This is a genomic window from Streptomyces sp. NBC_01283 (assembly GCF_041435335.1).
Lineage (GTDB): Bacteria > Actinomycetota > Actinomycetes > Streptomycetales > Streptomycetaceae > Streptomyces.
Genome location: NZ_CP108430.1, coordinates 1,393,772 through 1,406,355, shown reverse-complemented (window position 1 = coordinate 1,406,355; position 12,584 = coordinate 1,393,772). Strand labels below are relative to the sequence as shown.

The 12,584-nt window shown below is 71.6% G+C and carries 11 protein-coding genes; 10 read left to right on the top strand and 1 reads right to left on the bottom strand.

Translation table 11 applies throughout. The features are described 5' to 3' along the window. Positions 1-7: 7 nt before the first annotated feature. From OG302_RS06655 to OG302_RS06625, 7 genes are read left to right on the top strand one after another with little or no spacing between them, the layout of a single operon-like run. Positions 8-1,567, top strand: a complete 1,560-nt coding sequence (locus OG302_RS06655) for a sugar ABC transporter ATP-binding protein (protein ID WP_371525882.1) — start codon at positions 8-10, stop codon at positions 1,565-1,567. Continuing rightward, on the top strand, positions 1,560-2,603 hold the full coding sequence (locus tag OG302_RS06650) for an ABC transporter permease (protein WP_371525881.1): 1,044 nt from the start codon (positions 1,560-1,562) through the stop codon (positions 2,601-2,603). Before OG302_RS06655 ends, OG302_RS06650 begins: the two co-directional genes overlap by 8 nt. A 49-nt stretch (positions 2,604-2,652) precedes the next feature. Beyond that, on the top strand, positions 2,653-3,993 hold the full coding sequence (locus OG302_RS06645; RefSeq protein WP_371525880.1) for an L-fuconate dehydratase: 1,341 nt from the start codon (positions 2,653-2,655) through the stop codon (positions 3,991-3,993). Continuing rightward, positions 3,990-4,754, top strand: coding sequence for an SDR family NAD(P)-dependent oxidoreductase (locus OG302_RS06640; protein ID WP_371525879.1), 765 nt, complete (start codon positions 3,990-3,992; stop codon positions 4,752-4,754). The genes OG302_RS06645 and OG302_RS06640 overlap by 4 nt, the downstream gene beginning before the upstream one ends. Before the next feature lie 5 nt (positions 4,755-4,759). Continuing rightward, positions 4,760-5,755, top strand: a complete 996-nt coding sequence (locus OG302_RS06635) for an aldo/keto reductase (protein WP_371525878.1) — start codon at positions 4,760-4,762, stop codon at positions 5,753-5,755. Next, positions 5,752-6,066 (top strand): L-rhamnose mutarotase, encoded by a 315-nt coding sequence (locus OG302_RS06630; RefSeq protein WP_361831610.1) that lies wholly within the window; start codon positions 5,752-5,754, stop codon positions 6,064-6,066. Before OG302_RS06635 ends, OG302_RS06630 begins: the two co-directional genes overlap by 4 nt. Further along, positions 6,051-6,938: an amidohydrolase gene (locus OG302_RS06625; RefSeq protein ID WP_371525877.1), complete on the top strand. Its 888-nt coding sequence runs from the start codon at positions 6,051-6,053 to the stop codon at positions 6,936-6,938. The genes OG302_RS06630 and OG302_RS06625 overlap by 16 nt, the downstream gene beginning before the upstream one ends. Here the strand turns inward: OG302_RS06625 and OG302_RS06620 are convergent. Beyond that, positions 6,922-8,340, bottom strand: coding sequence for a lipase maturation factor family protein (locus tag OG302_RS06620; protein ID WP_371525876.1), 1,419 nt, complete (start codon positions 8,338-8,340; stop codon positions 6,922-6,924). The two genes, OG302_RS06625 and OG302_RS06620, sit on opposite strands and share 17 nt — an antisense overlap. Before the next feature lie 95 nt (positions 8,341-8,435). On the opposite strand from OG302_RS06620, the gene OG302_RS06615 reads away from it, so the two are divergent. From OG302_RS06615 to OG302_RS06605, 3 genes are read left to right on the top strand one after another with little or no spacing between them, the layout of a single operon-like run. After that, on the top strand, positions 8,436-9,560 hold the full coding sequence (locus OG302_RS06615) for a DUF6777 domain-containing protein (protein ID WP_371525875.1): 1,125 nt from the start codon (positions 8,436-8,438) through the stop codon (positions 9,558-9,560). 42 nt (positions 9,561-9,602) lie between these two features. Then, on the top strand, positions 9,603-11,672 hold the full coding sequence (locus tag OG302_RS06610) for a SpoIIE family protein phosphatase (RefSeq protein WP_371525874.1): 2,070 nt from the start codon (positions 9,603-9,605) through the stop codon (positions 11,670-11,672). Positions 11,673-11,716: 44 nt separating this feature from the next. Then, complete coding sequence (locus OG302_RS06605; protein WP_371525873.1) at positions 11,717-12,577, top strand: Fpg/Nei family DNA glycosylase; 861 nt, start codon at positions 11,717-11,719, stop codon at positions 12,575-12,577. The last annotated feature ends 7 nt before the right edge of the window (positions 12,578-12,584 follow it).

Below are 12,584 nucleotides of genomic sequence, written 5' to 3'. Positions count from 1 at the left end.
TACGCCGATGACCAAGTCCCCGGATCCGGGGCCGACGGCGCTCGTCGAAGCGACCGGCATAGCCAAGCGGTACGGGCCCACCGTCGCGCTGCAGGACGGTCAGCTGGCCGTCCTGCCCGGTGAGTCCCACGCCCTCGTCGGCCGCAACGGCGCGGGCAAGTCCACCCTCGTCACCATCCTCACCGGCCTCCAGGCCCCGGACGCGGGCACCGTCCTCTTCGACGGCGAACCGGCGCCCGCGCTCACCGACCGCGACGCCTGGCGCCGCAAGGTCGCCTGCGTCTACCAGAAGCCCACGGTGGTGCCCGACCTCACCGTCGCCGAGAACCTCTTCATCAACCGGCAGCCCGAAGGGCGCGGCGGCTTCATCAGCTGGCGCAAGCTGCGGGCGCAGGCCGCCGAGGTGCTCGACACCTGGGACGTCCGGGTCGACCCGGACGCACGGACCGCCGACCTCAAGGTCGAGGACCGGCAGATGGTCGAGATCGCGCGGGCGCTCAGCTTCGGGGCGCGGTTCATCGTCCTGGACGAGCCCACCGCGCAGCTCGACAACCGGGAGATCGAGCGGCTCTTCACGCGCATGCGGGCGCTCCAGGAATCCGGCGTCACCTTCCTCTTCATCTCGCACCACCTCCAGGAGGTGTACGAGGTCTGCCAGACCGTCACGGTCCTGCGCGACGCCCGCTGGATCACCACCGCGCCGGTGGCCGACCTGCCGCGCGCCGCCCTGGTCGAGGCGATGGCGGGGGAGGCACTGCGGGAGAAGGAGGCCGCCGAGGAGTCTGTCGCCCGGACCGAGGTCCCCGCCGACGCCCCTGTGATGCTCGACGTCACGGGCCTCACCAGCGAGTCGTACGAGAACATCGACCTGACCGTCCGCAAGGGCGAGGTCGTCGGCCTCGCCGGATCCAGCGGCAGCGGCAAGATCAACCTCGCGGAGACCTTCGCCGGGCTGCACACGCCGACCGGAGGCAGCGCTCAACTGGACGGCAAGCGGCTCCCGTTCGGGGATGTCTCCGCCACGCTGCGGGCCGGCGTCGGGTGCGTACCGCGCGACCGGCACGACCAGGGTCTGGTCTTCGGGATGACGATCGGCGACAACGCCACGATGACCGTGCTCGACCGGCTCGGGAAGTACGGCTTCGTCCGCACCGAGCGCAAGCGCGGCTTCGCCGAGGAGCTGATCGACCGCCTCGACATCCATGCCGAGGGACCCGACCAGCCCGTGTCCGACCTCTCCGGCGGCAACGCCCAGAAGGTGGTCATGGCCCGCGCCCTGGCCTCCGACCCACGGCTCCTCGTCCTCATCAACCCCACCGCGGGCGTCGACGTGAAGTCCAAGGAGTCACTCCTCGCCCGCATGGACAACGCCCGCGAGGACGGCACCGCCGTCCTCGTCGTCTCCGACGAGCTGGACGACCTGCGGCGCTGCGACCGCGTCCTGGTCCTCTTCCACGGCCGGGTGGTCGCCGAGCATGCGGCGGGCTGGCACGACCACGAGCTGATCGCGTCGATCGAGGGCGTGGAAGAAACCGAAGGAGCGCAAGGAGTGAATGACCGTGGCTGACACGAAGGCCCCGTCGGCCTCGACCGCACCGGAGCTGACCGAGAAGACCGACAACGCCCGAGCCCAGGCACGCTCCGTGCTGCTGCGCAGGGCGCGCGAACTCGCCCTGGTTCCCGCCCTGTTGCTGCTCATGCTGCTCGGCACGCTGGTGAACGACTCGTTCCTCACCGAGCGCAACCTCATCTCCATCCTCGGCGCCTCCGCCGCCCTCGCCATGGTGGTGCTCGCCGAGTCGCTCGTCCTCATCACCGGCAAGTTCGACCTGTCCCTCGAATCGGTCGTCGGCATCGCGCCCGCCGTCGGCGCGCTGCTCGTGCTGCCCGCCGCGCAGGCCGGGTTCGGCGCCGAGATGCCCGTCGCGGTGTCGCTGCTCGCGATCCTCGTCGTCGGCGCGGTCATCGGCGCCTTCAACGGCATCCTCGTGGTGAAGCTCAAGCTCAACGCGTTCATCGTGACGCTGGCCATGCTGATCGTGCTGCGCGGACTGCTGGTCGGCGCGACCAAGGGCAAGACGCTCTTCGGCATGCCCGAGGCCTTCTACACCCTCGCCACCTCGACGTTCCTGACCATCCCGCTCTCGGTCTGGCTGGCCGCCGTCTCCTTCGGCGTCGCGGGTTTCGTCCTCAAGTACCACCGCGTGGGTCGCGCGCTGTACGCCATCGGCGGCAACGCGGACGCGGCACGCGCGGCCGGCATCCGCGTCGAGCGCGTGATGCTCGGCGTGTTCATCGTCGCCGGATGCCTCGCCGCCGTCGGCGGACTGATGCAGACCGGTTACGTCGGCGCGATCAACGCCAACCAGGGCCAGAACATGATCTTCACCGTGTTCGCGGCCGCGGTCATCGGCGGCATCAGCCTCGACGGCGGCAAGGGCACCATGTTCGGCGCACTCACCGGCGTCCTGCTGCTCGGCGTCGTGCAGAACCTGCTCACTCTCGCCCAGGTGCCGTCCTTCTGGATCCAGGCCATCTACGGCGGAATCATCCTGGTCGCCCTGATGATCGCGCGCGTCACCACCGGCCGCGCACAGGACTGACCCCGCTCCGGGTTCCCCGTCTCCTTGCCCCTTTCCGGAAAGGCCTCCTGTGTCCCCGACTCCCGCCCGCATCACCGCGGTTGACACCTATGACGTACGGTTCCCGACCTCGCGGGAGCTGGACGGATCCGACGCGATGAACCCGGACCCCGACTACTCCGCCGCCTATGTGGTGCTTCGCACCGACGCCGACGACGGCCTGGAGGGGCACGGCTTCACCTTCACCATCGGGCGCGGCAACGACGTCCAGGTCGCCGCGATCGAGGCGCTGCGCCACCACGTGCTCGGCCGGTCCGTCGAGGAAGTCTGCGCCGATCCGGGGACGTTGAACCGCGACCTCATCGGAGACAGCCAACTGCGCTGGCTGGGACCGGAGAAGGGCGTGATGCACATGGCGATCGGCGCCGTCGTCAACGCGCTGTGGGACCTGGCGGCCAAGCGTGCGCGCAAGCCGCTGTGGCGCTTCCTCGCGGACGCCGAACCCCAGTGGCTGGTCTCCCAGATCGACTTCCGCTACATCGCCGACGCCCTCACCCCGCAAGAGGCCCTGGACATCCTCCAGTCGGGCAGACATGGGGCCGCCGAGCGCGACGTCCTGCTGCGCGAGCGCGGCTACCCCGGCTACACGACGTCGCCGGGCTGGCTCGGCTACAGCGACGAGAAGCTGACCCGTCTCGCCCGCCAGGCCGTGGCGGACGGCTTCACCCAGATCAAGCTGAAGGTCGGCGCGGACCTGGCGGACGACGTACGCCGCTGCCGCACCGCCCGCGAGGCGATCGGACCCGGCATCCGGATGGCGATCGACGCCAACCAGCGCTGGAACGTCGGCGAGGCCGTCGAATGGACGCGCGCCCTCGCGGAGTTCGACCCGTACTGGGTCGAAGAGCCCACCAGCCCCGACGACGTCCTCGGCCACGCGGCGATCCGCACGGCGGTCGCCCCGGTCAAGGTCGCCACCGGCGAGCACGTCCAGAACCGCATCGTTTTCAAGCAGCTCCTCCAGGCGGGCGCGATTGATGTATTGCAGATCGATGCCGCCCGCGTCGGCGGCGTCAACGAGAACCTCGCGATCCTGCTGCTCGCCGCCAAGTTCGGCGTCCCGGTCTGCCCGCACGCGGGCGGCGTCGGCCTGTGCGAACTAGTCCAGCACCTTTCCATGTTCGACTACGTGGCGCTGACCGGGACCACCGAGAACCGCGTCATCGAGTACGTCGACCACCTCCACGACCACTTCATCGACCCGGTCGTGCTGCGCGAGGGCCACTACGTCGCGCCCACCGCACCGGGCTTCTCGGCCACCATGCGGGCCGAGTCCCTCGCCGAATTCACCTATCCGGACGGCGCCTTCTGGGCCGCCGACCTCGCACAGGGCAAAGGAGCAGCCGCATGACGGACGCCCAGGACTTCGAGGGCCTGAAGGCCCTGGTCACCGGCGGAGCCTCCGGCATCGGCCGGGCCACCGCCGAACTGCTCGCCGCGCGCGGCGCCCGGGTCGCCGTGCTCGACCTCGACCCGAGCGGCGTGGAGAAGCCGCTCACCGGTCACCGCGCCGACGTCTCCGACGACGCCTCGGTGCGCGAAGCCGTCGCCGCCGCGGTGGCCGACCTGGGCGGACTCGACGTACTGATCAACAATGCGGGGATCGGCGCGCAGGGCACCGTCGAGGACAACGACGACGCCCAGTGGCACAAGGTGCTCGACGTGAACGTCCTCGGGATCGTCCGCACCACCCGCGCCGCCCTGCCGCACCTGCGTGTCTCCGCCCATGCGGCGATCGTCAACACCTGCTCGATCGCCGCCACCGCGGGCCTCCCGCAGCGCGCCCTGTACTCGGCGTCGAAGGGCGCGGTGCTCTCCCTGACGCTCGCCATGGCCGCGGACCACGTCCGCGAGGGGGTGCGCGTGAACTGCGTCAACCCCGGCACCGTCGACACCCCGTGGGTCGGCCGCCTCCTGGACGCCGCGCCCGACCCGGCGGCCGAGCGCGCCGCGCTCGCGGCCCGCCAGCCCACCGGGCGCCTCGTCTCGGCGGCCGAAGTCGCGGGCGCCATCGCCTACTTGGCGAGCCCGCTCTCCGGCGCCACCACAGGCACCGCGCTCGCCGTCGACGGCGGCATGCAGGGCCTGCGGCTCCGGCCGGCCGGCCGGTGAGGGGCATGGCCCGGCGCGGCATCGGACCCGGCGGCGTCGAGGTGACCGAGCTGTCCTTCGGCGCCGCCGGACTCGGCAACCTCTACACCCCGATCACCGACGAGGAGGCCGCCGCGGCGATCGACGCCGCATGGGACGCGGGCATCCGCCACTTCGACACGGCGCCGCACTACGGCATCGGCCTGTCCGAACGCCGGGTGGGCGAGGCACTGCGGACACGCCCCCGGGAGTCGTACACGCTCTCCACCAAGGCGGGCCGCCTCCTCGAAGCAGTGGAGCGGCCCGTGGGCGACGACCTTGCCCACGGCTTCGCCGTCCCCGCCACACACCGCCGCGTCTGGGACTTCAGCGCGGACGGCATCCGCCGCTCCCTGGAGGCGAGCCTGACCCGGCTCGGCCTCGACCGCGTCGACGTCGTCTACCTCCACGACCCGGACGACCACGCGGAGGAGGCCTTCCGTGAGGGGTATCCGGCCCTGGAGCGGCTGCGTTCGGAAGGTGTCGTGGGCGCGATCGGCGCGGGCATGAACCAGACGGCGATGCTCACCCGCTTCGTCCGTGACACGGACGTCGACGCGGTCCTGTGCGCGGGCCGCTACACGCTCCTGGACCAGAGCGCCCTGACCGACCTGCTCCCCGCCGCGCACGAGTACGGCAAGGCGGTGGTGATCGGGGGCGTCTTCAACTCGGGCCTGCTCGCCGACCCCCGGCCCGGCGCGACCTACGACTACACGACCGCGCCCCGGGCTCTGGTGGACCGCGCCTGCCACCTGAAGGCGATGGCGGAACGGCACGGCATCACGCTGCGTGCCGCCGCCCTCGCCTTCCCCTTCGGCCACGCGGCGGTCGCCACCGTCCTCGTCGGTGCCCGATCACCCCACGAAGTCCGGGACGCGGCAGCGCAGTTCGCGCATGTCGTCCCCGACGACTTCTGGAAGGAAGCCCGCGCCGAAGGGCTGCTGCCCCTCGGCACCCCCGTCCCCGGAGAGGACCCCGCGTGAGAATCGCCCTGCACACCAAGGTCCGCGCCGACCGCCTCGCCGAGTACGACGCCGCGCACCGCGAGGTGCCCGCCGAGCTGGTCGCCGCCATCCGCGCGGCGGGCGCCACCTCCTGGACGATCTGGCGCGACGGCACCGATCTCTTCCACGTCCTGGAGTGCGAGGACTACGCCCGCATGCTCGCGGAGCTGGACAAGCTGCCGGTCAACATCGCCTGGCAGGCCCGTATGGCCGAGTTGCTGGACGTCGTCCACGACTACTCGGCCGAGGGCGCGGACGCGGGACTGCCCGTCGTATGGGAGCTGCCGTGACACCGGACCTCGTCGACGCCCATCACCACGTGTGGGACCTCTCCGTGCGCGACCAGGAATGGATCACCGGCGAGGCGCTCGCCCCGATCCGCCGGAACTTCTCCCTTGACGACCTCCTGCCCGAGGCGCGTGCCGCGGGCGTCGGCGCGACCGTGCTCGTCCAGACGGTCACCGTCGCCGAGGAGACCCCGGAGTTCCTCGCCCTGGCCGCGGAGAGCGACCTCGTGGCGGGCGTCGTCGGATGGACCGACCTCACCCACCCGGATGTCTCCGACGCGCTTGCCGGAATGCGTCAACTCCCGGGCGGGCAGCGCCTTGTGGGCATCCGGCATCAAGTCCAGGCAGAGCCCGACCCGCAGTGGCTGCTGCGGCCGGACGTGCGCCGGGGCCTGGCCGCGGTCGGCACGGCGGGCCTCCCCTACGACCTCGTGGTCCTGCCCCATCAGCTCCCGGCCTGCGTCAAGGCGGCTCAGGAGCACCCCGAACTCACCTTCGTGCTCGACCACCTGGGTAAGCCGCCCATCGCATCCGGCGCCCTCGAACCCTGGGCGGCGGCCGTACGCTCGCTGGCCGCGCTCCCCAACACCTTCTGCAAACTCTCCGGCCTGGTCACCGAAGCCGACCCGAAGACCTGGACGGTGGACGACCTGCGCCCGTACGCGGACACCGTCCTGGAGGCCTTCGGCCCCGACCGACTGATGTTCGGATCGGACTGGCCCGTCTGCACCCTGGCCGCCACGTACGCCCAAGTCATCGAGGCGGCACAAGAGTTGACCGAGTCACTGAGCGCCACCGAACGCGCCGCGCTGTTCGCCGGGACCGCGACCCGCGTCTACCGCCTCCGGCCGCCCCGGCTCAGCGTGGTGGGCTGACCCGGGTCGGCGGCCAGAACTCCCGCACGTACGTCCGCTCCCAGCAGGCACCCGTCTTCCGCAACTCACGCCAGGTCGTGTAGCGGTAGCGGTAGAGGCGGGCGCGGATGTACGCGGGAGGCTCGTCCGGCGGGAACGGGACGTGGCGCAGCAGCCGCAGCGTGTCCCGGTCGCCGTCCAGGAGCCGCTCCACCAGCGGGCCGAACCACGGGCGCGCGTAGGCGGGGGAGAGCGCCGCGAACCACATCATCCAGTCGAGCCGCAGATGGTACGGCGCGAACTGGCGTGGCCAGCGGCGCACATCGCCCGGCTTGCCCTTGAACCCGTACTCGCGCCACTCCGAATCCTGGCGGGGGGACGTGTCCGACGTCCCCTCGATGACCACTTCCTGGCGGACGCGGCTGACGCTGCCGAACGCGCCGTACGTGTTGACGAGATGCAGCGGGTCGAAGGAGGAGTTCATGATCTGCCGGCGCGAGAACAGATTGCGCGCGGGCCGGTAACTCAGCCCCAGGACCAGGGCCGTCGCCGCGATGACGACCACCTCGTACCAGAGCGGGGCGGCGGGCGACGTCGACGGGGTCCCCGTGCCGCCCAGGTCCACGACGGACACGGCGAGCACGATCGTCATCCAGTTCAGCCAGGAGAAGTTCCCCGAGAGGACCAGCCACAGCTGGGTGACGATCATCAGGCAGGCGGCGGCGGTCGCGACCGGCTGGGGCGTGAACAGCAGCACGGGAACGACGAGTTGGGTGAAGTGGTTCGCCGCGACCTCCATCCGGTGGACCGGCCGCGGCAGATGGTGGAAGAACCAGCTCAGCGGGCCCGGCATCGGCTGTGTCTCGTGGTGGAAGTACAGGCAGGTGAGCTTGCGCCAGCACGCGTCGCCGCGCATCTTGATCAGCCCGGCCCCGAACTCGACGCGGAACAGCACCCAGCGCAGCAGGAAGAGGACGAGCACCGGCGGCGCCGTCTCGTCGTTGCCGAGGAAGACCGCGAGGAAGCCCACCTCGAGGAGCAGTGACTCCCAGCCGAAGCCGTACCAGGTCTGCCCCACGTTCACGATCGACAGGTACAGGGCCCACGGCACCACCCACAGCAGCATGCCGCCCCAGAGGGGGAGGAGACCGTCGGCGCCCGCGAGCAGCGCGACCGCGCAGGCGCAGCCCGACCACGCGACGAAGGCGAAGAAGCGGTCCGAGTAGTGCAGCTGGAAGAGGCTCGGCGCCCGGCGGAACGGCACGCGCCGGACGTGGCGCGGCACCGGCAGCATGCCACGCTCCCCGATCAGCGCCCGGAACTGCAGCGCCGCGCCCAAAAACGCGACGAGGTAGACCGCGGCGAGAGCCCGCTGGAAGACGAGGCGGCCGAGCCAGTACTGATCCGCTGTGAACCACTCCACAAGGCCATCTTGCGCCCTGACCGGACCGACGCCCTCCGGGCTCGTCCCCACCCGGCTTGCGCGCCGGCCGTGACTGCCTCAGAGAATGGGGCAAAGTGTCCGATAGCAGGCGGGAGAACGCGGTGCGTGTGCCCACCAGGACCTATGCGACGGCCTTCGCGATATCCGCGGCCCTCGCCGTCGCGGGATGCTCCGGCGGAGGCGACAAGAACTCCGCCGACGGCGGCTCCGAGCTGTTCATGCAGCCGGTCGCCGCCCAGGGCCCCGACCCGTTCACCGACTCCACGGCGACGTCCACGGCGACCCCCTCGCCCGTCACCCGTTCGCAGCAACCCTCGCCGAGCGGAACCTCCTCGCCCACGGCCCAGGGCGTGCGCTCCCTCTCGGGCGGTACGCCCGGCCTCTACGGCGGCACGCACTCCGTGAGCAGCTGCGACATCGCCGCCCAGGTCCGCTTCCTCACCGCCGACCAGGGCAAGGGCCGCGCCTTCGCCCAGGCATCGGGCATCTCGCAGGCCGACATCCCGGGCTTCCTGCGCGGCCTGACACCGGTCGTGCTGCGGGCCGACACCCGCGTCACCAACCACGGCTACCGCGACGGTGCCGCCACCGCCTTCCAGTCCGTGCTCCAGACGGGTACCGCGGTCCTCGTCGACAACCGGGGACTGCCCCGTGTGCGGTGCGCCTGTGGGAACCCCCTGAAGCCGCCGGTCGCGCTCAAGGGCACCCCGAGCCACCAGGGCAGAGCGTGGTCCGGCTACCGCCCGGCGCAGGTCGTGGTGGTGACTCCGGCCCCAAAGATCATCGTGAACATCACCATCGTGAACATCGTCGACAACACCTGGATCGAGCGGAAGATCGGCGACCAGGACGGCGGCAAGGACCACACGGTGCCGCCGCCGCACCCGACCCCCACGCCCACCCCGACCACGCCCACCCCGACCGACCCGAGCGACAGCGACACCCCGAGCGGCAGTGACACCCCCAGTGACAGTGACACTCCGAGTGACAGCGACTCGCCGAGCGGCAGCGACTCGCCCAGTGACAGCGACTCGCCGAGCGGCAGTGATACCCCCAGTGACAGCGGCACCCCCAGCGACCGGGGCAGCAGCACCTCCACGGACTGCCCCACGGCCCTTCCCGCCACGGGTACGCAGCCGCCCCCCGGCACCCCGTCCGGTATCCCGCCCGGCTGTCCGACGCCCACGCCCAGCGGCTGAGCGTGCGCGCTCGGGCCCGACAGCGAAGAATCATGATGTGTCATGACGCCCACGTCACCGCCGGACGACTGGCCAGCGGATCCACGGTCGATCCTGGCGTCCAACAGCACAGGCTGCTTCGACTGGGACCTCGACAGCCGCCTGCTGCATTTCGACGCCTCGGCACTGGACGTCTTCGACCTGCGGGCCGACGAGTTCGACGGTCACCCGGAGAGCCTCGCCATCCGGGTCTCCGCGGTCGAGTCCCACCGCCTGGACGCCCTCGTCTCGCGCGCGCTGAAGGACGGCAGCGAGACCTACGGCGTCTACTTCCGGGTACGGCTGCGCGCCGGGGGCCTGCGCTGGACCCATACCCAGGGCTTCATCCACCGGGACGGGACGGGGCGGCCGTACCGCATCGTGGGCATCGTCCGTGACGCCACCCAGGAACTGCGCGACAGCTCGGCCCGCCACCAGCGCGCCGACGAGGAGGAGGACCGCCGCCGCCGTACGAGCATCGTGCAGGGCACCACGGCGGCCCTCGCGCACGCCCGTACCGTCCGGGACGTCATCGACGTACTCAAGGACACCCACGGCCTCGCGCACCTGGGCGCGTCGAATCTGGTCATGGGCCTGGTCGAGGCCGGGCGGATCCGGCTGGTCGCCGAGGGGCCCGTGGGCAGCTTCGTGCCGGGCACCAAGTTCACGCGCATCGACGAGCGGTATCCGATGAGCGACGTCGTGCGCACGCTCTCGCCGCGCTTCATCGAGACGGCGGCCGAGTTCGCGGCCTCGTACCCCGACCTGTGGCCGCACATAGACAAGCTGGGCATCACGTCGGCCGCGTATCTGCCGCTGATCGCGCAGGCCAAGCCGATCGGCGTGCTCGGCCTGCTCTACCAGGACAAGACCGGCTTCACCGAGGAGGAACGCGACGTCCTGGTCGCCCTGAGCAGCGGCATCGCGCAGAGCCTGCAGCGCGCCATGTTCTACGAGCAGGAGAAGGACCTCGCCCAGGGACTCCAGCAGGCGATGCTGCCGCGCACCATCCCCGGCGTGCCCGGCGCCGACATCGCGGTCCGCTACCGCTCGGCGGCGCTCGGCCGGGACATCGGCGGCGACTGGTACGACGTGATCCCGCTGCCCGGCGGTCGCGTCGGGGCGGTCATCGGCGACGTACAGGGCCATGACACCCACGCGGCGGCCGTCATGGGCCAGCTGCGCATCGTGCTGCGCGCCTACGCCGCCGAGGGGCACACACCGGCCACCGTCATGGCCCGTGCCTCGGGCTTCCTGCACGAGCTGGACACCGAACGCTTCGCCACCTGCCTCTACGCGGAGGCCGACCTGTCGTCGGGCGTGGTCCAGCTCGTGCGGGCCGGCCACATCGACCCGCTCGTCCAGCAGACCGACGGGAGCTGCCGCAGGGTGCCGGTCGACGGCGGTCTCCCGCTGGGCCTCTCGGCCGAGTTCGGCCGTCTCGAATATCCGGTCACCACTTTCGAACTCGACGTGGGCCAGACCCTGTTGCTCTTCACCGACGGGCTCATCGAGGAGCCGGGCGCCGACCTCGACGACGGTCTCCGGGCCCTGGGCGAGCTCGCCTGCTCGGGGCCGCGCGACCTCCAGCAGCTCGCGGACCGGCTCTGCGGGATCGTGGACGAGCGGGGCGGCGAGGACGACGCGGCGCTGCTCCTCATGCGCCGCCGCCTGAACGACGCGCCCCGCTCCGGGGGCCGTCTCCAGCAGCACGTGGGCCCCGGGGACCCGGAGGCGCTGGCCGAGGCCCGGCACATGATCCGGGCCGCGGTGCGCGCCTGGGGTGCCCGGGAGCGCGCCGACGAGGTCGAGCTGGTGGCCGACGAGGTGATCACCAACGCGCTGATGCACACCGACGGCGCGGCGGTCGTGACCCTGCGGGTCGTCAGCGGCACCGACCGGCGCCTGCGCGTCGAGGTCGAGGACTCCTCCAGCGCACTGCCGCGCCGCCGGGAGGCGGGGGAATCCGGAGTGTCGGGGCGGGGGCTGCTCCTGGTGGACATGCTCGCGGACGCCTGGGGCGTCGAGTCGCGGGGCAGCGGCAAGTGCGTGTGGTGCGAGTTCGTCGTGCCCCCGCGGGAGAGCCAGGGTTAGGGGCGAGCTGATGACGCCGTCGGAACTGGGTCAGGAGTGAACGGATGCCGGAACTTCCCGAGGTCGAGGCGTTGCGTGCCTTCCTCACCGACCACCTCGTCGGCCACGAGATCGTCCGGGTGCTGCCCGTGGCGATCAGTGTCCTCAAGACGTACGACCCGCCGCTCACCGCCCTCGAAGGGCGCACCGTCACGGCCGTGGGGCGCCACGGCAAGTTCCTCGACCTCGACGCGGACGGCCTGCATCTGGTCACCCACCTCGCCCGCGCGGGCTGGCTGCACTGGAAGGACCGCCTCCCCGACGGCACGCCACGCCCCGGCAAGGGCCCCCTGGCGCTGCGCGTCGCCCTGGAGACGGGGGAGGGCTTCGACCTGACGGAGGCGGGCACGCAGAAACGCCTCGCGGTGTACGTGACCGGCGCCCCGGCGGAGATCCCGGGCATCGCCCGCCTGGGCCCCGACCCGCTGGCCCCGGACTTCGACGAGGCCCGCTTCGCCGCCCTCCTGTCGGGCGAACGCCGCCAGATCAAGGGCGCGTTGCGGGATCAGAGCCTGATCGCGGGCGTCGGGAACGCGTACAGCGACGAGATCCTGCACGTGGCCCGCATGTCCCCGTTCAAGCTCACGTCGAGCCTCACCGAGGAGGAGGTCCACGGGCTGTACGCGGCGCTGCGGACCACGCTGACCGAGGCGGTGGAACGCTCGCACGGAGTCGCGGCGGGCCGCCTCAAGGCGGAGAAGAAGAGCGGCCTGCGCGTCCACGGCCGCACCGGCGAGCCGTGTCCCGTGTGCGGCGACACCATCCGCGAGGTCTCCTTCAGTGACTCCTCGCTGCAGTACTGCCCCACCTGCCAGACGGGCGGGAAGCCGCTGGCCGACCGGAGGATGTCGCGGCTCCTGAAGTAGCCGCGGG